At 59.4% G+C, this 20454-nt stretch carries 24 protein-coding genes; 11 read left to right on the forward strand and 13 right to left on the reverse strand.

All coding sequences use genetic code 11. From position 1 onward, the window contains the following. Window positions 1–36: 36 nt before the first annotated feature. On the reverse strand, window positions 37–936 hold the full coding sequence (gene folD / locus GF108_RS12115; protein ID WP_027230275.1) for a bifunctional methylenetetrahydrofolate dehydrogenase/methenyltetrahydrofolate cyclohydrolase FolD: 900 nt from the start codon (window positions 934–936) through the stop codon (window positions 37–39). Between the two features lie 223 nt (window positions 937–1159). On the opposite strand from folD, the gene GF108_RS12120 reads away from it, so the two are divergent. Beyond that, window positions 1160–2413 (forward strand): sarcosine oxidase subunit beta family protein, encoded by a 1254-nt coding sequence (locus GF108_RS12120; RefSeq protein WP_153668120.1) that lies wholly within the window; start codon window positions 1160–1162, stop codon window positions 2411–2413. Here the strand turns inward: GF108_RS12120 and GF108_RS12125 are convergent. Next, window positions 2410–3177, reverse strand: coding sequence for a hypothetical protein (locus tag GF108_RS12125; protein ID WP_153668121.1), 768 nt, complete (start codon window positions 3175–3177; stop codon window positions 2410–2412). The genes GF108_RS12120 and GF108_RS12125 overlap by 4 nt on opposite strands. A gap of 181 nt (window positions 3178–3358) precedes the next feature. Between GF108_RS12125 and proC the strand changes: the two genes are divergently transcribed. The 4 genes from proC to GF108_RS12145 are packed head-to-tail and all read left to right on the forward strand — an operon-like array spanning window position 3359 to window position 5693. Next, a complete protein-coding gene (proC, locus tag GF108_RS12130; protein ID WP_153668122.1) occupies window positions 3359–4174 on the forward strand; it encodes a pyrroline-5-carboxylate reductase in 816 nt (271 codons plus the stop codon). 37 nt (window positions 4175–4211) lie between these two features. After that, window positions 4212–5042 carry an urease accessory protein UreD gene (locus GF108_RS12135; protein WP_153668123.1) on the forward strand — a complete coding sequence of 277 codons (831 nt, stop codon included), beginning with the start codon at window positions 4212–4214 and terminating at the stop codon, window positions 5040–5042. 33 nt (window positions 5043–5075) lie between these two features. Continuing rightward, window positions 5076–5378: an urease subunit gamma gene (locus tag GF108_RS12140; protein ID WP_091950364.1), complete on the forward strand. Its 303-nt coding sequence runs from the start codon at window positions 5076–5078 to the stop codon at window positions 5376–5378. Window positions 5379–5387: 9 nt separating this feature from the next. Beyond that, entirely contained in the window at window positions 5388–5693 is a 306-nt protein-coding gene (locus GF108_RS12145) for an urease subunit beta (protein ID WP_153668124.1), read from the forward strand. Window positions 5694–5782: 89 nt separating this feature from the next. On the opposite strand, the gene GF108_RS12150 is transcribed toward GF108_RS12145, so the two are convergent. Beyond that, window positions 5783–6166, reverse strand: coding sequence for a hypothetical protein (locus tag GF108_RS12150; RefSeq protein ID WP_153668125.1), 384 nt, complete (start codon window positions 6164–6166; stop codon window positions 5783–5785). Between the two features lie 175 nt (window positions 6167–6341). Here GF108_RS12150 and ureC point away from each other — a divergent pair, with 175 nt between their 5' ends. From ureC to ureG, 5 genes are read left to right on the forward strand one after another with little or no spacing between them, the layout of a single operon-like run. Then, window positions 6342–8054: an urease subunit alpha gene (gene ureC / locus GF108_RS12155; protein WP_153668126.1), complete on the forward strand. Its 1713-nt coding sequence runs from the start codon at window positions 6342–6344 to the stop codon at window positions 8052–8054. A gap of 14 nt (window positions 8055–8068) precedes the next feature. Then, window positions 8069–8584, forward strand: coding sequence for a DinB family protein (locus GF108_RS12160; protein ID WP_246663919.1), 516 nt, complete (start codon window positions 8069–8071; stop codon window positions 8582–8584). Beyond that, complete coding sequence (gene ureE, locus GF108_RS12165; protein ID WP_153668128.1) at window positions 8581–9066, forward strand: urease accessory protein UreE; 486 nt, start codon at window positions 8581–8583, stop codon at window positions 9064–9066. The genes GF108_RS12160 and ureE overlap by 4 nt, the downstream gene beginning before the upstream one ends. Window positions 9067–9120: 54 nt before the next feature. Then, window positions 9121–9735, forward strand: coding sequence for an urease accessory protein UreF (locus GF108_RS12170; protein WP_153668278.1), 615 nt, complete (start codon window positions 9121–9123; stop codon window positions 9733–9735). After that, entirely contained in the window at window positions 9732–10355 is a 624-nt protein-coding gene (gene ureG, locus GF108_RS12175; RefSeq protein WP_153668129.1) for an urease accessory protein UreG, read from the forward strand. Before GF108_RS12170 ends, ureG begins: the two co-directional genes overlap by 4 nt. On the opposite strand, the gene GF108_RS12180 is transcribed toward ureG, so the two are convergent. From GF108_RS12180 to GF108_RS12210, 7 genes are all read right to left on the reverse strand, one after another. Next, a complete protein-coding gene (locus GF108_RS12180) occupies window positions 10338–11351 on the reverse strand; it encodes an LLM class flavin-dependent oxidoreductase (protein WP_153668279.1) in 1014 nt (337 codons plus the stop codon). The genes ureG and GF108_RS12180 overlap by 18 nt on opposite strands. A gap of 115 nt (window positions 11352–11466) precedes the next feature. After that, the gene (locus GF108_RS12185; protein WP_153668130.1) at window positions 11467–11661 is read right to left on the reverse strand and encodes a hypothetical protein; all 195 of its coding nucleotides are present in this window, start codon (window positions 11659–11661) and stop codon (window positions 11467–11469) included. A gap of 321 nt (window positions 11662–11982) precedes the next feature. After that, on the reverse strand, window positions 11983–12312 hold the full coding sequence (locus GF108_RS12190) for a hypothetical protein (RefSeq protein ID WP_153668131.1): 330 nt from the start codon (window positions 12310–12312) through the stop codon (window positions 11983–11985). A 487-nt stretch (window positions 12313–12799) separates the two neighbouring features. Further along, the gene (locus tag GF108_RS12195; protein WP_091950383.1) at window positions 12800–13018 is read right to left on the reverse strand and encodes a hypothetical protein; all 219 of its coding nucleotides are present in this window, start codon (window positions 13016–13018) and stop codon (window positions 12800–12802) included. Between the two features lie 90 nt (window positions 13019–13108). Then, window positions 13109–14368, reverse strand: a complete 1260-nt coding sequence (locus tag GF108_RS12200; RefSeq protein WP_153668132.1) for a glycerate kinase — start codon at window positions 14366–14368, stop codon at window positions 13109–13111. A 2-nt stretch (window positions 14369–14370) separates the two neighbouring features. Next, a complete protein-coding gene (locus tag GF108_RS12205; protein WP_153668133.1) occupies window positions 14371–14682 on the reverse strand; it encodes a Dabb family protein in 312 nt (103 codons plus the stop codon). Between the two features lie 130 nt (window positions 14683–14812). Next, on the reverse strand, window positions 14813–16120 hold the full coding sequence (locus GF108_RS12210; RefSeq protein WP_153668134.1) for an amidase: 1308 nt from the start codon (window positions 16118–16120) through the stop codon (window positions 14813–14815). Between the two features lie 193 nt (window positions 16121–16313). Between GF108_RS12210 and GF108_RS12215 the strand changes: the two genes are divergently transcribed. Next, on the forward strand, window positions 16314–16457 hold the full coding sequence (locus GF108_RS12215) for a DUF1127 domain-containing protein (RefSeq protein WP_081815759.1): 144 nt from the start codon (window positions 16314–16316) through the stop codon (window positions 16455–16457). A 64-nt stretch (window positions 16458–16521) separates the two neighbouring features. Here GF108_RS12215 and GF108_RS12220 read toward each other — a convergent pair whose 3' ends face one another. From GF108_RS12220 to GF108_RS12230, 3 genes are all read right to left on the reverse strand, one after another. Beyond that, complete coding sequence (locus GF108_RS12220; RefSeq protein WP_153668135.1) at window positions 16522–16878, reverse strand: VanZ family protein; 357 nt, start codon at window positions 16876–16878, stop codon at window positions 16522–16524. 94 nt (window positions 16879–16972) lie between these two features. Continuing rightward, window positions 16973–18301 (reverse strand): HlyD family type I secretion periplasmic adaptor subunit, encoded by a 1329-nt coding sequence (locus GF108_RS12225; RefSeq protein WP_027230295.1) that lies wholly within the window; start codon window positions 18299–18301, stop codon window positions 16973–16975. Window positions 18302–18314: 13 nt separating this feature from the next. Next, window positions 18315–20435 (reverse strand): type I secretion system permease/ATPase, encoded by a 2121-nt coding sequence (locus GF108_RS12230; RefSeq protein ID WP_153668136.1) that lies wholly within the window; start codon window positions 20433–20435, stop codon window positions 18315–18317. Window positions 20436–20454 lie beyond the last annotated feature (19 nt).

The following is a 20454-nucleotide window of genomic DNA, read 5'->3' on the forward strand; positions in this document are numbered from 1 at the left end:
GCTCTTTTAGCGAGATTCCCTGTTAGAGCAAATCGATCAGAAGCGTGGCGGCACCTTCCCAACCGAGCGGTAGGCCGCAACGAGCGTATTGGCCATCAGCATGGCGATCGTCATCGGACCGACGCCGCCGGGGACCGGTGTGATCGCGGCCGCAACCGTCGCCGCATCCGCGAAATCGACATCGCCGACGAGGCGCGACTTGCCTTCGCCCTTTTCCGGAGCCGGGATGCGATTGATGCCGACATCGATCACGGTTGCGCCGGGCTTGACCCAATCGGCCTTGACCATTTGCGGCCTGCCGACGGCGGCGACGAGAATATCTGCGTTGCGGCAGATGCCCGCCAGATCCTTGGTCCTGCTATGGGCAATCGTCACCGTCGCATTGTGAGCAAGGAGCAGATTGAACATCGGCTTGCCGACAATGTTCGAGCGGCCGATCACCACTGCGTTGAGCCCGGAGAGGTCCCGGCCCAGAACGCGCTCGATCAGCAGCATGGAGCCTGCCGGCGTGCACGGAACGAAAGCCGTATCGAGTTCGCCGGTGCCGAGCTTGCCGACATTGATGAAATGGAAGCCGTCGACGTCCTTGTCCGGCGAAATCGTCTGGATAATGCGGCCGGAATCGATGTGCTTTGGCAGCGGCAGCTGCACGAGGATGCCGTGGATCGATGGGTCGGCATTGAGGCTCTCGACAAGAGCAACAAGTTCTTCCTCGCTGGTATCCTCGGCGAGGGTGTGCTGTACGGATTTGAAGCCGCATTCACGGGCCTTCTTGCCCTTTGAGGCGACATAGACCTGGCTTGCGGGATCTTCACCGACGATGACGACGGCGATACCGGGCGTGATCCCGGTAGACTCTATCAGTTCGGCGGCCGACGCCTTGACCTTCGAAACCACGTCCTCGGCAATTTCCTTGCCATTGATCGTCACTGCCATGTGCTGCTCCCGGGCGTCGAACTGGTGGATCGGCCACCATAGTGTTGATTTTGCGGCCGAATAATACCGTCAAAGCGGCGTTCGCTGACGCAATAGCGAAAGCGGTCGGGAACAGCAATGCGATGATGTGCCCCAGAGGCGCGTCAGGCTTCCAATCGTTGCTTGGCGAGCACGCCAAATCCATGCATGATCACAGAATCTCTCCCCGAATCCGGAATTTTCGATGCGCTATTCAGCTTTCAGCCTGCTCAAGAACGCCCTCAACGGCAATAAGGACTGGAAGCCTGCCTGGCGCAAACCCGATCCGAAACCAGCCTACGACGTCGTCATCATCGGCGGCGGCCATGGTCTTGCGACAGCCTATTATCTTGCCAAGGAGCATGGCATTCGCAATATTGCGGTCGTCGAAAAGGGCTGGCTCGGCTCCGGCAATATGGGCCGCAACACGACCGCGATCCGTTCGAACTATCTCCTCACCGAAAACCAGCACTTCTACGAAGCATCGATGAAGCTCTGGGAAACGCTATCGCAGGACCTCAACTACAATGTGATGTTTTCACAGCGCGGCGTTATCAACCTTGCCCATACGCTGCCGCAGCTCGACGTTTACGCACGCCGCGGCAACCAGATGCGTCTCAACGGCATTGATTGCGAGTTGATGAACCCGCAGCAGATCAAGAAACTGATCCCCGGCCTCGACATCAGCAACAATGCGCGTTTTCCGATTCTCGGCGGGCTCATGCAGCGCAGCGCCGGAACGGCTCGCCATGACGCAGTCGTCTGGGGCTATGCCCGCGCCGCCGATCAGCTCGGCGTCGATATCATCGAGAACTGCGAGGTCACAAGCTTCCTCAAGGACGGCGATACCATTACAGGCGTCATGACGACGCGCGGTCCGATCAAGGCCAGGAAGGTCGGCTGCGCGGTCGCTGGCCATACCAGCGAACTCATGCGCCGCGCCGGCATCGACCGCCTCCCGCTTGAATCGCACGTGCTGCAGGCCTTTGTCTCGGAGGCCCTGAAGCCCGTCGTCGACACGGTCGCGACCTTCGGCGGCGGACATCTCTATTTCAGCCAGTCGGACAAGGGCGGGCTTGTGTTCGGCGGCGATATCGACGGCTATAATTCCTATGCGCAGCGTGGCAACCTTCCGGTCGTCGAAGATGTAATGAGCGAATTCGTCGCCGTCATCCCGGCACTAGCACGCGTCAAGCTGCTTCGCTCCTGGGGCGGCATCATGGACATGACCATGGACGGCTCCCCCATCATCACCACGGGGCCGCTGCCCGGCATGTATCTGAACACCGGCTGGTGCTATGGCGGGTTCAAGGCGACGCCGATTTCGGGAAAATGCTTCGCCTGGACCATCGCCAAGGATGAGCCGCACCCGCTTTCCGCGCCATTTACGCTGGACCGGTTCTATCGCGGCTATGTCATTGACGACAAGGGACAGGGTCCCACTCCGAGACTGCACTAAGGCGTCGTCCGGTCCTTCACCTGCTTGATCGCAGTATCGAGCCGCGAGGCTGCAATATCCGAGGCCTGAACGGGGTCCGTTTCCGCGACGAGCGAGGCCGGCTTCACCGGCCTCTCCGATAATGCGGAAGCCTTGCGCTTCCGGACCTGCGATGCCTCGATCATTCCGATTATCAAGGCAATGCCCAAGGCGACGCCTACGGGCAGGATAATGCCCTTATCGACGCTGAATAGCGTTCCGATGATGACCACGGCAACGATAAGCCACCGCAGCGGCCGGATGCCATGTGCTTTCTCTTCGGGGGCGGTGTCTGTATCGACAAGCAATTCCGCAACTGGCGCGACCTCTTCCGGCATAGACGAATGTTCGGTTGCGCCGCCGATCGGTTGCGAAGGTTGAGTGGCTTGCGCCAGATCCTCTACCGGCAAGGGCTGTGTGTCGCCATCGCCTGGCACGACGCTGCGCGCTTCTTCGTCGCCACGCCGGTTGAGCTCGGCCTTGATTGCGGCCATCTCGGCGCGCAAGCGATCAACTGCTTCCTGTTCGGCTTCCTCCGGGGTGAGACTACGGGCCGTTTCCGGCCATGATCGCTGCAGATCGTCGCTCGCTGCGGCCAGGCGCAAAGCGCGCATGCGATGATAGCGTTCGAGTTCGCTTTCGTGACGAAACGATGGCCCTAAACCTTCAGCCGGCTCTTCCGGCTGGCCCGCAAACGAGAGCAGCGACCGTGGCCGCTTCTTCGTCTCGTTCTCGCGATTACTCATCTGCAACCCAACCCCAGCACTGCCGTAACCTGTGTCTTTCGTTCATAGACGAAGGTTAATCCAATCTAAAGTCACGTCAAAAATAAATGGTTAATCGGAACCTGCACAGGTCAGTGGCGATCGGCGGTTGACCCGAAGCACCGGAGCGGATCAAAGTGCGCAAAAATCAGGGAGAAAGATAATGGCTGAGAATGTGGTTCTGGTCGGGTGCGGCAATATGGGTTTTGCCATGCTCAAGGGCTGGCTCGATGCCGGCGTGCTGAAGCCGGGCCAGGTGCATGTCGTCGAACCGACCGACACGTTGCGTGAACGGGCAGCAGGATTGGGGGTGGAAGCCGTTGCCAATGCAAGCCGCCTGCCCGCCGACCTTGTACCGCGCGTCATCCTCGTCGCGGTCAAACCACAGGTCATGGGCGATGTGCTTCCAGCCTATGAGCGTTTTGCCAGGACGGCGACATTCGTCAGCGTCGCTGCCGGCATCACCGTCGCATTCTTTGAAAAGAACCTCGGCAAGGACGCCGCCATTGTTCGCACGATTCCGAACACGCCAGCGGCGATCGGGAAAGGCATGATCGTCACCTACCGCAACAGCAATGTGGAGGACGAGGATGCGCGTTTCGTCAATACACTGCTCAAGACGAGCGGCGCTGTCGCTTCGGTCGCCGACGAGAGCCTGATCGACGCGGTGACCGCGGTCTCAGGCTCGGGTCCGGCCTACGTGTTTCATTTCATCGAATGCCTGACCGAGGCAGCAGTCGCCGCAGGGATCGAACGCAGCACCGCGGAACTATTGGCGATGCAGACCGTCTATGGCGCGGGTGCTCTTGCCGCTTCGAGCAAGGACACGCCAACAACGCTACGCGAGCAGGTGACAAGTCCGAACGGCACAACCGCTGCAGCGCTCAACGTGTTGATGGGGGAGAACCGAATGCAAAAGCTTGTTACCGAAGCTGTCGATGCGGCGCGCCAGCGCGCCATTGAACTTGGCAAAGTTTGAGCTTTCACCCCTGCAAGGCTTGCTCTAGCCTGCGTGCATGAACCTTCATTCGTCCCCTGATATTGTCGCGGCCGCGCCGCAACGCGCTTACGGCGCGGCGCGCCTTTCCGTCAAACATGTGAATGGCCGCACCCGTATAGCCTCGCTCTATCAGGAGGGTTGCGCCAAGATTCGCCTGCCCGAGCGCGACGACCACGGCCTTGAGGCGGTGATGATCAACACGTCCGGCGGCCTGACCGGCGGCGACAGGATGCGCTGGGAGTTCGATGTAGCTGAGAACTGCAGGGCGCAGATCACGACGCAGGCTTGCGAGCGCATCTATCGCGCATCCGCCGATACCGCCGACGTCGAAACGAAGCTTCGCGTCGGCGAAGGGGCTTCGCTGGCGTGGCTGCCGCAGGAAACCATTGTCTTCGAAAAATCGGCGTTGCGCCGCAGCCTGAATATCAGTCTTGCCGGGACAAGCCGCGCACTGATCATCGAGCCGATCGTTTTCGGGCGCAAGGCAATGGGCGAAAACATCGAGACTGCAACGATCCATGATCGCTGGCGCATCTGGCGCGACAACCGGCTCGTCCATGCCGAGGATTTTCGTCTTGGTCCCGATGCCGGTTCGATGCTCCGTCAACCAGCCCTGCTCGGCGGTGCTCGGGCCATGGCAACGGTATTGCTGCTCGGCGCCGATGCGGAGCGTCATCTCGATGCCGCCCGGAAAATAATTGGGGCGAAAGGCGGTGCCTCCTTCTGGTCTGGCAAGCTTCTTGCGAGACTGATCGACGGCGATGCCTATAACCTGCGAAAACGGCTGGTTCCTTTGATCGAACTGCTGAATGAAGAGGCAGGCGTGCCTAAAGTCTGGGCAATCTAGACGCGAATGTAAGTACAATTTCTAGGGGAAACGATGAACCTCACTCCACGGGAAAAAGACAAGCTTCTCATTTCCATGGCGGCAATGGTCGCGCGCCGGCGGCTGGAGCGCGGCGTCAAGCTCAATCACCCCGAAGCCATTGCCCTGATCAGCGATTTCGTTGTCGAGGGCGCCCGTGACGGACGCTCCGTCGCCGATCTCATGGAAGCGGGCGCCCATGTCATTACGCGCGAGCAGGTCATGGAGGGCATTGCCGAGATGATCCACGACATCCAGGTTGAGGCAACGTTCCCGGACGGTACGAAGCTTGTCACCGTACATGAACCGATCCGCTAGGAGCAGACGATGATCCCAGGAGAAATCATCCCGGCCAAGGGCGACATCGAACTCAACGCCGGCGCGAGCACGGTGACCTTGAAGGTCGCCAACAGGGGCGACCGGCCGGTTCAGGTCGGTTCGCATTACCATTTCTTGGAGACCAATTCCGCCCTCGACTTCGAGCGCGGAAAAGCCCGCGGCATGCGCCTCGATATTGCCGCCGGCACTGCAGTCCGCTTCGAGCCCGGACAGGAGCGCGACGTCACGCTGGTGCCGCTCGGCGGGAACCGGACCGTCTACGGATTCCAGCAAAAGATCATGGGCAAGCTTTGAGAATACCGCTTGAATCTTTCATGCCGAAAAGCGACCGGAAGATATCCGATCGCAACGCGCTTACCGAATTGCCGGGCAGAAGCGGGCGGTCAGCTCGGCTTCTTGGTGACCAGCGTCAGCAGACCCTTGGAATCAAGGCTTGCGATGACAACGGCAGCGGACGTCAGACCCTTTTCCTTGAGGGCGGCCGACACCTGGGGCGACTTGTCAATCGAGGTCCGGAGCTTCTGTACGTCCGTATCGCTGCGCTTGGCGATAGCCTCGTTGACCTGGCTCTTCGTCCCTTCGGGCAGTTCGTTGATATCGACAATGTTGATGGTGGTGATCGGCGTCGCGCCGCCTTTTGCTGGCGCCTCGGTCTTGCCGGCCGGCTGTTCAGCCGACGGGGCCTGCGGAGCGGCGGGCTGCGCGTAGGCAACGGATGTCGCCAGCGGGAATGCCGCACACAGCGTCAGGACTATCATCTTTCGCATCGTTTTTCCTTTCATGCGATTGGCGAACGATCATCTACTGATGACGGGCGCAGTTCACATGCGGAATTCGATCTGAAGCGGTCAGCAATCGGGTCTTGTCGGGGCAATAACACGGCGAGAATGTGTCACACTGAACCGGCAATACCGCAGCTTATCCATCGAAGAGGGAATGTCCATGCCCGCTAAAATCAGCCGTTCCGCCTATGCCCGCATGTTCGGCCCGACGACCGGCGACCGTGTGCGCCTTGCCGATACCGAACTCTTTATCGAAGTCGAGAAGGACTTCACGGTCTATGGCGAAGAAGTGAAATTCGGCGGCGGCAAGGTCATTCGCGACGGCATGGGGCAGAGCCAGATCGCACGGGCGGACGGCGCTGTCGATACCGTCATTACCAATGCCTTGATCGTCGATCATACCGGCATCTACAAGGCCGATGTCGGCCTTAAAGACGGTTTGATTGCCTCCATCGGCAAGGCCGGCAATCCCGACACGCAGGCCGGCGTTTCGATCATCATCGGGCCGGGCACGGAAATCATCGCAGGCGAAGGCAAGATCCTGACCGCTGGCGGCATGGACGCACATATCCATTTTATCTGTCCGCAGCAGATCGAGGAAGCGCTGATGTCGGGCGTGACCACGATGTTCGGAGGCGGAACCGGCCCGGCCCATGGAACCTTGGCCACCACCTGCACGCCCGGGCCATGGCATTTGGCACGAATGATCCAGTCCTTCGACAATATTCCGATGAATATCGGCCTTTCCGGCAAGGGCAACGCCTCGCAGCCGAAGGCGCTTGTGGAAATGATTCTCGGCGGCGCCTGCTCGCTGAAACTGCACGAGGATTGGGGAACGACCCCTGCGGCTATCGATAATTGCCTGACCGTTGCCGATGAGTACGACGTACAGGTGATGATCCACACCGATACACTCAATGAAAGCGGCTTCGTCGAGGATACGGTCAACGCCTTCAAGGGGCGCACCATCCATGCATTTCACACGGAAGGCGCCGGCGGCGGCCACGCCCCCGACATCATCAAGATCTGCGGACTGGCGAATGTCATTCCTTCATCGACCAATCCGACCCGGCCCTATACGAAGAACACGATCGCCGAGCATCTCGACATGCTGATGGTCTGTCATCATCTCTCCTCATCGATCCCGGAGGACGTTGCCTTTGCCGAGAGCCGCATCCGCAAGGAGACCATCGCGGCTGAAGACATACTCCACGATATCGGAGCTTTCTCGATCATCTCGTCCGACAGCCAGGCGATGGGCCGTGTCGGCGAAGTGCTGATCCGCACCTGGCAGACGGCCGACAAGATGAAGCGGCAGCGCGGAAGCCTGCCGCAGGAGACCGGCGACAACGACAATTTCAGGGTGAAGCGCTATATAGCGAAATACACGATCAACCCTGCCATCGCGCAAGGCATCTCGCGGCATGTCGGTTCGATCGAAACCGGCAAGCGGGCCGATCTTGTGCTGTGGAACCCGGCCTTCTTCGGCGTCAAACCCGATCTTGTGCTGCTTGGCGGCTCGATTGCCGCCGCGCCCATGGGCGATCCCAACGCCTCGATCCCAACACCGCAGCCGGTGCACTACCGCTACATGTTCGGCGCCTTTGGCCGCAATGTCAGCAATTCGTCGGTGACATTCGTGAGCAAGGCGGCTGAGGAAGCCGGCCTGCGGCAGTCGCTTGGCGTCGACAAGCAGTTCATCGGCGTCGAGAACACCCGTGGCGGCATTTCCAAAGCTTCGATGATCCATAATGACGCCACGCCGCATGTCGAGGTCGACCCCGAGATCTACGAGGTGCGGGCCGACGGCGAATTGCTGACCTGCGAGCCGGCCACTATACTGCCGATGGCGCAGCGCTATTTCTTGTTCTGATGGGTGGTAAATTAATGAAAGAGCACTTCAAGCGGCTGGCCTACTATAACAAATGGGCCAATACCCGCATATACGACGCTGCCGCGAGGCTCGACAGCGAAGACTATTATGCCGACCGGCGGGCGTTCTTCCGGTCCGTGCATGGCACGCTGAATCATATTCTCGCCATCGACAAATTGTGGTTCGGGCGGATTACGGGCAATCCCTACATTCCGCCGAGCCTCGACGTCATCCTTCATGACAACCTCGCGGATCTACGGGCGACCCGCGACGCATTTGACAATCACATCATCGATGTCATCGGCGACCTTGGCGAGGATCGCGTCACCGGCGTGTTCCGCTGGACAACGATGGAGGGCGCGCCCTATGCATCGACACTCGATCGCTGCCTGACGCAGAACTTCAACCACCAGACACACCATCGCGGGCAAGTACATACCCTGCTCAGCCAGTTGACCGGCAATGCGCCGCCGCTCGACTTCTTCTTGTGCATGAACGACGATTTCAATGAGGAAGACCATTTGCAATGAAACGGGTAACCGATCACGACCACGCCGGGCACTATCATGGCGCACCGTTCGACAGCGTCGTCCTTGCCCATGATGAGCGGCATTTGCGGCGTAAGGTTCTGAGCTTGCGGAACGGCGAACAAATTCTCGTTGACCTGCCCGAGGCGATCGCCTTTGCCCATGGCGACGTCCTTGTGCTCGAAGACGGGCGAATGGCCGAAATCATCGCGGCCGACGAGCAGCTTTACGAGGTCGTGCCGCGCGATCGCCAACATCTTTCGGAGCTTGCCTGGCACCTCGGCAACCGTCACCTGCCGGCGCAGCTGGAAGAACAGCGGATCGTGATCCTCCGCGACCATGTCATCAAGGCGATGCTCGAGGGGTTGGGGGCAAGGGTGAATGAGATTGTCGCCCCCTTTCACCCGCTGCGCGGGGCATATCATGGCGGGCACGGGCACCATCATGACGGGCACGGCCAAGAGCATGAGCACGAACATGATTGAGGCCCTCGCTTACGTGAGGCCTATGTCGTGAACACCCCTCACCTCATCCGCCTCATGACCTGGCTGTCGCCGGCCTTCCCCGTCGGGGCGTTTTCGTACAGCCATGGCATCGAGCGGGTGATTCACGACGGCATGATTCGCGACAGGGCGACGCTTGAAGACTGGCTGCGCGACCTCCTCCACCATGGCTCTGTATGGAACGATGCCGTCCTTTTTGCTGCGGCGTGGAGCGAGCCTGATGCCGGTCAGGATGTCGCCGCGCTTGGCGCGGCAATGGCAGGCTCCGCCGAGCGATACATGGAAACGATGCTGCAAGGCAGCGCTTTCATCCAGGCGGCAAGCCATTGGATGGACGTGCGATCAGCAGACGATCTACCCTACCCCGTAGCTGTAGCGAAAGTCGCAGCCTCAAACGGTATAGACCTCGAACCGGCGCTTGCCGCCTATCTCCATGCCGTCCTGTCCAACCTCATCCAGGGCGCGGTTAGGCTGGTGCCCCTCGGGCAAAGCCAGGGCGTGGCCCTGATGGCTTCGCTTGAACCGGCGATCCTTGGCGTGGCAAGTGCCGCAGCACGGACCAGCCTCGATGATCTTGGCTCGGCCGCGATCATGTCGGAAATCGCCGCCATGCAACATGAAACACAATATTCGAGGGTCTTTCGCTCATGATTTCCCAGAATGGACCATTGCGGGTCGGCATTGGCGGCCCCGTCGGCTCGGGCAAAACCACCGTCACGGAAATGCTGTGCAAGGCGTTGCGCGGCAGATATTCCGTCGCGGTTGTCACCAACGATATCTATACGAAGGAAGATGCGCTCATTCTCAACCGCTTGCAGGCCCTGCCGGAGGACCGGATCATGGGTGTGGAGACTGGCGGTTGTCCCCATACGGCGATCCGCGAGGATGCGACAATCAATCTGCAGGCCATTGCCGATATGAACAAGCGGCATCCCGATCTCGACATCATCTTCATCGAATCGGGCGGCGACAATCTGGCGGCGACCTTCTCGCCCGATCTTGCTGACCTCACCCTCTACGTGATCTCGGTGTGCCAGGGCGAGAAGATCCCGCGCAAGGGCGGTCCGGGCATCACGCGATCCGATCTCCTGATCATCAACAAGAAGGACCTTGCACCCTATGTGGGTGCTGATCTTGAGGTAATGGATTCAGACACGAGAACACAGCGCGGCGGCAAGCCCTATGTCTTTACGGATATGCTGCGCCGCGACGGGCTCGATGCCGTCATTGCCTTCATCGAAGCAGCCGGCGGCCTACGCCAGGCGGCTTAGCGCATCGCTGGGCTTGATCATCGCTTCGGCCAGGATCTCGTAGGACCTGATCCGCGCCTTATGATCGAAAATCTGTCCTGTGACCATGACTTCATCGGCGCCGGTGCGTTGAATAAACTCCTCTACACCGGCCCTGACCGTCGCGCGCGAGCCAACGACGCTGCACGACAATGCCTGCCGAAGAATGGCCTTGGAGTGTAGGTCAAGTGTTTCCTCGTAGTTTTCGACCGGCGGCGGCAGCGGGCCGGGCCTGCCGGTGCGCAAGTTCACGAAGGCCTGTTGCTGCGAACTCTGCAGCAGTTTTGCCTCCGCATCTGTTTCGGCCGCGAAAACATTGAGGCCGAGCATTACGTAGGGCTGATCGATATGTCCCGAAGGCTCGAAGCGGGCACGGTAGATTTCGATGGCCCGCTCCATTTCCGCTGGCGCAAAATGCGACGCGAAGGCGTATGGAAGTCCTAGCGCCGCAGCAAGCTGCGCGCCAAAGAGGCTGGAGCCCAATATCCAGACCGGCACGTTCGTGCCAGCACCCGGTACCGCGATGACCCGCTGGCCGGGTTCCGGGTCTCGCAGATAGCCCATCAGCTCGACCACATCCTGCGGAAAACCGTTGACGTCCTGATTGAGATTGCGGCGCAGCGCCTGCGCCGTGATCTGATCGGTCCCGGGCGCGCGGCCGACGCCGAGATCAATGCGGCCCGGATGCAGCGAAGCGAGCGTTCCGAAGGCCTCTGCTACCATCAGCGGCGCATGATTCGGCAACATGATGCCGCCAGCGCCCACGCGGATGGTCGAAGTTCCAGCGGCAACATGAGCAATGACGACGGCAGTCGCCGCGCTGGCAATACCGCGCATGCTGTGATGCTCGGCGAGCCACAAACGGTTATAGCCGAGCCGTTCGGCATTCTGGGCGAGATCAAGTGAATTGCGAAGCGATTGCCCGGCATTGCTGCCTTCGGCGATCGGTGAGAGGTCGAGGACGGATATTGGGGTCATCGGCTTCATATAGGCGCGCCCCTGCGCGGCGCAATGCGCGCCCGCCGTTTCATGATTCACAAATATTGAAGCTTGTTTGAATTTGGAGGCAAACGGGGCAGCCCAATGGCCAGTCTCAGAGCGAACGGAAGTGAAGACGCAGTTCCGGCCCCTTGAGGGCACGCGTTTCCTGCGACAACTGCTCATCGGCCTCACGAATAGCGGTCTCGATGAAATAAGCAATCATCTCAAAACCTTCATCGTCTGCCATGGCGCAGAGTCTCGAGAGTTCGTCTTTTAATTCTTCAAGTTTATTGGCTCTCTTCGTCATTCCGTTCCATCCATCCAATGAATCCCGGCTCGCCCCATCACATCAGTCCACCGGCACTAGCCATGCGAGCAACGCGGGGTGCAAGACGTTCCACGATACTTCCGCGGAATTTCCCCGTCATAGTTAATTGTGCTTGTTGATTCCGACAAGACTTCGCACAAACAATAATCGAAACTTGCTCGTATTGAAAAGACCCCATATATCCTCAAATCATTGTGACAACTTGTAATAGTAATATAAACTTTCATTAAAATTTTACATGACGTTGCACAAGCCACTGAAAAGACTGTCCTATTGCGTCAACCCGCAATTAAAGACTTATCAAAAATGTGAGAGTTGAACTTCAGCCTTGCCGCAGATTTTCTGTGATTTCGTCTTTACGGCCCGATCGATAATTCCCGATGCAAGGTCCGAGACAATCTCGACCGCGATATCCTCCGGAAGGCCGGTCTCTTTCATGCCCTTGCGCATCGCGGTTTCGCTGGCCTCGCTGGTGCCGCAGATATAGGCGCGCGCCTCAAGATAGGCTGCACGTTCAAGCTGCTGGTTGTTGACATCGTCTCCCTCGCCGCCTTTTGGTGCTGAAGACTGGACTTCGCTCTTGATGCTGAAAGCCTGGACAGGTGCATATCCCGCGGCAACTGACATCATCAGCCCTGCTGCGAGTACGGGGATACATGATTTAGAGAATCGCATTGCCCTGCCCCTTCCAACCAAGTTCAAACGGCGCTCGCAGAATTGCTACTCGCCTCATTCATAGGTTGTTAACGGATTGGGGACTGGTTCCGTTCCAATTGTATAGTCAACGCTCCGTGATAGAGGCGTGACGACTGGCGACGCAAATTGCTGCAATGCACCAAATGCAATGCTGCTATGCAATATTGTGCATATTAAATCAGATCAGTTGAGCTATTCTCAAATCAGGAATTTTCGGCAGCGTCACCTCCTCCCGGCTCTGTCGAAACGGATGGCCTCTCTCCTCCCAGAAGGCCTTCCATACCCAACGAAACCCACCGCACCTCCTCCCGCGGTGGGTTTTGTCGTTTCAGGGCCCCGACGGTCCAGCATTCGCCATGAAGAAAGCCGCCTCGCGGAGATCGCCAGGCGGCTGCACTAAGCACGGTCGAATTCGATAAAACTATTGAGGCGCGGCGGGCTTCGCCGACTTTGCCGCATCGGCTACGCTCGGTTCCTTCGACGGCGATGCGCGTGTGGTCAATGATTTCGGTGGCGGCACGTAGTAGGTATCCTTGGCCGGCGACGGCCCTGATGCGGCCGTGCTGCCGCCCTTCATTCCAGTGGTGCAGCCCGCAACGACGAGGAGGCCAAGGGCGATGACGGACAGTGCTGCTCGCATTCGATATTCCTTTGCGTGATGGCGCCAAAGGGGCGCTGGAGAATCGCTACCCCGTTGACCATTCAATCGTGGCGATACCGCGTCAAGGCATCAGCGAATGAGAATGGCGCGCAAGTCGTTGACATTCGTCCCGGTCGGGCCCGGCACAAAAAGATCGTCGATCGCTGCGAATGCAGTCCAGGCATCATTGCTGTTGAGGTGTGCCGACGCGTCATGCCCCTTGGCAAGGAGCCGCGCCACTGTCGTGCTGTCGGCAAAGGCCCCGGCATTGTCCTCGGAACCGTCGATGCCGTCCGTATCGGCCGCAAAGGCGGTGATACCGTCCACACCGTCGATATCAATGGCCAGCGACAGCAGGAATTCGCTGTTGCGTCCGCCCTTGCCCTTGCCGCGAACGGTTACGGTCGTCTCGCCACCGGAAAGAATGACCACCGGCTTCTTGAACGGCTGGTCCTTCGCCAGAACCTGCTTGGCCATCGCTGCGTGGACGTGGGCAACCTCGCGCGCTTCGCCTTCGATCGCATCCGAAAGGATCACAGCTTCGATATCCATGTCGCGCGCCACTTTGGCAGCCGCTTCGAGCGAGACCGCAGCAGATGCAATCACATGGTGTTCATGTCCGGTAAAGACGCTGTCCGAAGGCTTGGGCGCATCCGCCTTCGCCGAGTTGAGATGAGCAAGCGCGGCCTTGGGCAAATCGAGATTGTAGCGTTCGACAATGCGCAACGCGTCTTCGCGTGTGGTCTCGTCGGTGACGGTGGGGCCGGAGGCCACAAATGCCGGGTTGTCGCCGGGAATGTCCGATACGATCAGTGAGTAGACGCGGGCCGGATGTGCCGCTGCCGCGAGCCGCCCGCCCTTGATTGTCGAAAGATGCTTGCGCACCGCATTCATCGCCGAAATGGGCGCGCCCGAGGCAAGCAGCATCTTGTTGACGGCAATCTCGTCGCCAAGCGTCATGCCTTCGGGAGGCGAAGGAAGAAGTGCCGAGCCGCCGCCTGAAATAAGGGCTACCACCAGATCGTCGGCCGACAGGTCCGACACTGTTTCGAGCAGGCGCTTGGACGCGAGCAGTCCCGCAGCATCGGGAACCGGATGCGATGCTTCGATGATTTCGATATGTTTGCATGGCGCGCCAAAGCCGTAGCGGGTGACCACGACACCTTCGAGCGGACCGTCCCAGACCTTTTCGAAGGCGCTCGCCATTTGCGCCGAGCCCTTGCCCGCGCCGATGACAATGGTCCTGCCCTTCGGCTTCGGGGGCAAGTGTGCAGCAATCGTCCGCTCAGGATCAGCGGCATCAACTGCGGCCTGAAACAGCTTTACGAAGAATCCCTTGTCCTCACCCATTTTCACACTTCCAGATCAAAAACCAAAACGCCCGCAACACCGTCTGCCGTGGCGGCCACGATGCGCCCTGCTATGGCCTGGTGTTCGGGATGGACGAGATAGGCGTCGCGCGCCGTAGCATCGGCAAAATCGAGAATAAACCCCTCGGAATAGCCCTTGTCCATGCCTGCCTCCGGGCTGACATTGCCGCCATACGCGATTGCCAGCGCACCGGGCAGATTGTCGCAAAGTTTTTGCAGATCGCGATAGATCGATTGGCGCTCCTGCGCGGTGACCTCATCACGAAAGCGGAGAAATACACAATGGCGGATCAAGACCGGAACCCCTCTAGAATGATGCACGGGCTGGACGTCGCAATGTCCGGCTGCGCATCCTGAACAGATTGCCGGAAATTGCGAGCGCTATTTCCGCCGTGAGCCAAAATAACATCAGGCGAAGCAAGGACTACATCGCTTTCGCAAGAAGCTGTTCAACGGAGAGAGCCATAGCAAGCAGTCGACGGTCAGCGCCGTGACGGCCAATGAGCATCAACCCGCCAGGCAAGGCCATGCCGGGCATAGGCAGGCTGATCGCCGTCAGGTCGAACTGGTTGGCTACCTGCGTGTTGCGCAGAAGCAATCCTTCGATCTCCCGGTACCGCTGCTCGTTGGCGGCGACTTCCTCGATCAGTGGTGCAACGATTGGACAGGTCGGCACCGCAATAAGATCAAAAGCGCTCATCCGCCGATCCATCGCCTCTACAAGCGCACGCCGGCGCTGCATCAAAGCGATGTATTCACTCTCGGGGACAGCAAGGCGGCGAAGCAGAGGGCGACGAACACGTTGATCGACATCCAGGCTCTCATCATGCAGCCAGTCGGCGTGGACCCTGCTTCCCTCGATGCCGGCGATCGAGCCGACGGAGGTTGCGGCAGCCATCGAATCGATGAGATCGTCAATCGAGCAATCTGCAAGGATGGCACCGGCGGCCTCGAAGCTGGCGAGGCTTGTCTCGAATGCCGTAGCGATCGACGGTTCGGTCAAGTCGAAGAGTTGGCCGCGCGGCACACCGATTCGCAGGCCCTTCAGCGCGATGGGCATGGGCACAGCCGGCAATTCATCGGCCATGATGGCATCCGCCAGCGCGCAATCCGCGACGGAGCGCGCCAGTGAACCCAGAGAATCAAGACTGGGAGACAGCGGAAAGGCGCCCTGAAGCGGGATGCGCCTTGCCGTTGGCTTGAAGCCGACGACGCCGTTTAACGCGGCGGGAATGCGGATAGAACCGCCAGTATCGGAACCGATGGCGATTTCGCTCGTGCCTTCGGCAACTGAAATGCCGGCGCCTATCGAAGAACCGCCCGCGACCCGGTCTGGATCACCTGCATTGCCTGCGACAGGATAGTGGGGATTAAGGCCGACCGCTGTAAAGGCAAACTCGGTCATGAGCGTCTTGCCAATGATCACGGCACCGGCCTTGCGTAGTCTTTCCACCACCACGGCGTCGGCTACGGCGGCTGCAGCGGTTCGTCGGATGACGGATCCCGAGAGTGTCGGCTCGCCGGCGATATCGAGAAGGTCCTTGATCGAGACGATGCGCCCGTCAAGAGGACCGAGGGAGCCGCCTTCAGCGGCACGTCTGTCTGCGGCCTCGGCGGCGTTGCGCGCCGCATCGACATAGACCTTGACGAGGACACGCTCGTCGTCCCGTCGAGCATCGAGTTTGGCAAGCGCCAGTTCGAGCCGTTCGCGTGCTGATGGTACCGTTTGCATCTCTACCCGCTGCAGTTGTTTGCACCGAGATATAGCTGCCGGCGGTCCAACTTTGGAAGAGCACCTCGCAAACATTCGATTGCTGCTATGCAGCATCATCAATGCTGCTCTGCAACATTGGCAATTTTCTTGCCCGCCGAAGCAACGCATATTCCTTTCAGGGAGGCCAATGAAATCAAAAGGGGTATAAAAAATGAGCCTTCGCAACCGTATTCTTCAGTATCGCCAGTACCGCCAGAACCTTCATGAACTCAGCCGCTGCACCGATCGCAATCTTGCCGATCTTGGTATTGCCCGCGCTGACATCCGCCGCGTTGCCTGGCAGGCCGCACTTTAATTGCCGCGAAATTGATTTATGGCGTTCGTGACCGTGTAGTCGCGAGCGCCATACGCGTTTTTAGCTAGCGAATAAGCGTTCCGACCAGCATGCCGGCCACCGCCCCGGCGCTCTTCACCAGGAAATTCCCGAAGTCCGGATGCCGACCCGGGATGAAGTGCTGCGCGTATTCGAGCAACCCGCATGCGAGTACGATTAAGACTGTGTTTGCAACCCGTCGCGTGGGATAGGTCAGGCTGAACAGCCCCCCAACCACGACAAATGCGGTGAATCGCTCCAAATCCGGCCCGAACGGCGTGATCGGACGCAGGCCGATCGGCCCAACTGTTACGATGACGATCAGCGCCAGCGCAATCCAGGCAAACAGGTGATAGCGCGCGGGGATACCAGCGAGCACTTTATGAAGCCTGCGCCAGTTCATCTTGCCTCTCCCCGCGTTGCAATGGACTCAAACGTCAGCACGCTTGATATTTGAGCCAAATCCTGCGCAGAGGCAATCTGTTGGCGGCCCCTTATCAATATTCCCTGAAGGCACGCGACATGCTGTCGATCACGGGTTTGGCCAGGTATTCAAAGAATGTGCGCTCATGCGTCTGGATCAGGATGTCCGCTGGCATGCCGGGCGTTGGCGTGAAACCGTGCACCCGCGCAAGTTCGTCCGCCGGAATGCTGACGCGGGCGAGATAGACTTCCTGGTGTTGGTTGGTGTCGGTCATCGAGTCGGCCGATACGTAGTCGACCCGCCCGTTGATGATCGGCGTGGTGCGCTGATTGAGCGCGCTGAGGCGTACATGGGCAACCTGCCCTTCCTTGACCTCATCGATCTGCATGCGCGGTATTTGCGCCTCAATGATGAGCGGCACGCCGGCTGGCAGAATCTCGATGATCGGCTTGCCGGTCTCGATGACGCCGCCCGGCGTGTGATAGTAGAGCCGTATGATCGTGCCGGCGACCGGCGCTTTTACAACGGTGCGCTCGAGGATGTTTTCTGCCTGGCGCGATTGCTCGCGTACAGTGTCGAGTTCGGCTTCGGCGCTTTGTATCTCGTCAAGGGCTGCCTGCTTTTCAGTATCCTTTGTCTGGATCATTTCCTTCTGGAGCTTCTCGATCTGCGCGTTGACTTCCTCGATCTCGGCATCGAGCCGTGCGATGGTACCCTCGCCATCGGCAATGGCGCGCTCCAGCACATTGACTTCAGAGCGAGCCATAAGTCCCTGACGGAAGAGAGAATCCTTTGCTACGTACTCGTCCTTCAAGAGGGCCAGTTGTTTCTTGGTGGAGATAATCTGGGCGTTACGGCCAATGCGGCGAAATTCGAGCGCCGAGATATTACGCTGCATCATCTGGTATTCATTGGCATATTTGGAGTGAGCGGCATTGAAGTTGTCGCTCTGGCTGTCATTGACCGCCTTGATTTCGGGATTGGCGATATTATCGAGGATGATTGCAGGCGGCTGATAACGGTCTTCGCCGCGCACGATCGCGTGCAGCCGGGCAAGAATTGCCTCAAGGCGCGCCTGACGCAAGTATAGTTGCTGCGCATTGGCACGCGGTGCGGTTTCATCGAGCGTCAACAGGTCATCGCCTTCCTTGACGCGGTCGCCTTCGCGGACCAGCAGGTCCTTGATAATGCCGCCTTCAAGATGCTGTACGATCTTGTTCTTGCCGGTGGCGACGAAGGTGCCTGGTGCAATCACCGCTGCGGCAAGCGGCGCCGTAGCCGCCCAGGTGCCGAAACCACCGAAACAGACGATGATCAGCATGATGCCGAACCTGGTGTAGGGCTTGATGGAGCGCGGAACGCCATCGTACCATTGAAGATCGTTAACGACGTGCGTGGCCATCTTTTATCCCACCTTATTCCGCCGCTTCGATGCTCGGCATGATCCCGGCTTCCTTGTTCTTGCGCGCTATCGCTTCAAGTACGGTCGCGCGCGAGCCAAACATCGTCACCGTGCCGTTGCTGAGCACCATGATCTTGTCGACGCAGCTGAGCAGCGCCGGGCGCTGCGTGATCGTGACAACGGTGATTTTGTGCTTCTTGGCGTGCGACAGCGCCTTGGTAAGCGCCGCATCGCCTTGCGAGTCGAGGTTGGAATTGGGCTCGTCGAGGACGACCAATGTCGGGCTGCCGAAGAAGGCTCGGGCAAGCGCGATGCGCTGTTTCTGCCCGCCCGAGAGCGGCGCACCGTCACCTGCCACAACGGTTTCGTAGCCTTGCGGGAAGCTTGCGATCAATTCGTGCACATCAGCGAGGATAGCCGCGTCGTAGATCGCCTCGTCGGTCACATCCTCGCGCATGCGAGCGATGTTGGCCTTGATCGTTCCCGGGAAGAGCTGCACATCCTGCGGCAGGTAGCCGATGTTTTCGCCGAACTGCCGTTGGTCCCAGTTGCGCAGGTCCATGAGATCGAGACGGACGCTGCCCGAAGTTGGCAGGATCGATCCGACCAGCATCTTGCCGAGCGTCGTTTTGCCCGCGCCGGAATTGCCGATGATCGCCAGCGATTCGCCTGGCATAAGCGTGAAGGAAATGCCGTTGAGAATGACCTTCTTGTTGGGTGGCGGCACGTAGAGAATGCGATCGACGTCAAGCCTGCCCTCCGGGGTCGGCAGGCGAAGGCGCTCGAAATTGAGCGGCGAGGTCTGCAGGAGGTTCTTGATGCGGCCAAAGGCGGAGCGGAACTGGATGAAGCTGTTCCAGCCTTCAATGGCGCCCTCAATCGGCGCGAGCGCACGGCCGGCGATGATGGAAGCTGCGATCACCATGCCGCCGGTCATCTGGCCGTCGATGGCAAGGTGGGCACCCCAGCCGAGCATGGTCACTTGCGTCAACAGGCGCGAGCATTTGGAGATGGTCGCGAAAACGATGTTGCGGTCCTGCGCCTTGACCTGCGCACGCAGCGAACCGGCCATATCGCGGCCCCAGATGCGGACAGCTTCGGGGATCATGGCAAGAGCATTAATGATCTGCGAGTTGCGCGACATCGAATCGAGATGCAGCATGGCGCGGCTTTGGAAGTTGGTCGCCTCGGCGAACGAGGCGGCGGTTGCGCGCTGGTTGATGAAGGCGATGCAGATCAGGATCAGCGACGACACGACAACGATATAACCGAGGTGCGGGTGGACGAAGAATACCGCAACGAGAAAAATCGGTGCGATCGGCGCATCGAAGAATGAAAGGAGGGTCCCCGAGGTTAAGAAGGAGCGCAGCTGCTGCAGGTCGCCAAGCACCTGATAGTCCTTGCCATTGCCATTCAGCGAGGCGCGTGCGGCTGCGCTGAGGATCGGTGCGCCGAGTTGGACTGCGACCTCGACCGCGGTGCGCATCAGGATGAAGCGGCGTATCGCATCGAGCACCACCTGGATGACGACGGCACCGACAATCACCAGCGTCAGCATTATCAGCGTATCGGTCGAGCGGCTCGTCAGGACGCGGTCGGAGATCTGAAAGAGATAGATCGGTATGGCGAGAACGAGGATGTTCAAGAACAGGGTGAAGCCCATGACGATTATGAGATTCTTGCGAACCGCCGTGACGCCGTTGTTGAAACTGTCGCTGAAACTGGCGGTGGCAACGCGCTTGTGAAAGCTGCCGGGCGCGCCGCGATCGGCCTCGCGCTTCATAACTGGCCCACGATCGCCTTCGATAATCTTCCCGACTTCGCGTGCCAGCGGATTGCCGGCGGCAGCGGAGCTGTCCGTTTTCATATCGGGCGTCTCGCTCGAGGGGATCGCGGCGGCCTTGTCGAGCGGTTCAGGATCAACCGGGGCCGCGATCGGCATTTCCTCGACCGACGTTTTTTCGGCAGCGGGCATAGCGGTGGCGGCTTCTTCCGGCTCTCGGCGGTAGAGCTTGAGAATCGTTTCCTCCATCTCGGCGAGAAGATTGTCGAAGCGGTTTTGCTCGTTTCCGCGCGCTGCCTGCCGCCCATTTTCCATGGCGACCCGCAAATTTGCCTGCTCTTCATGTTTCATCTATTTCGCGCCCCCTGGC

The organism is Phyllobacterium sp. SYP-B3895, from assembly GCF_009647635.1.
Taxonomy (GTDB): domain Bacteria; phylum Pseudomonadota; class Alphaproteobacteria; order Rhizobiales; family Rhizobiaceae; genus Phyllobacterium; species Phyllobacterium pellucidum.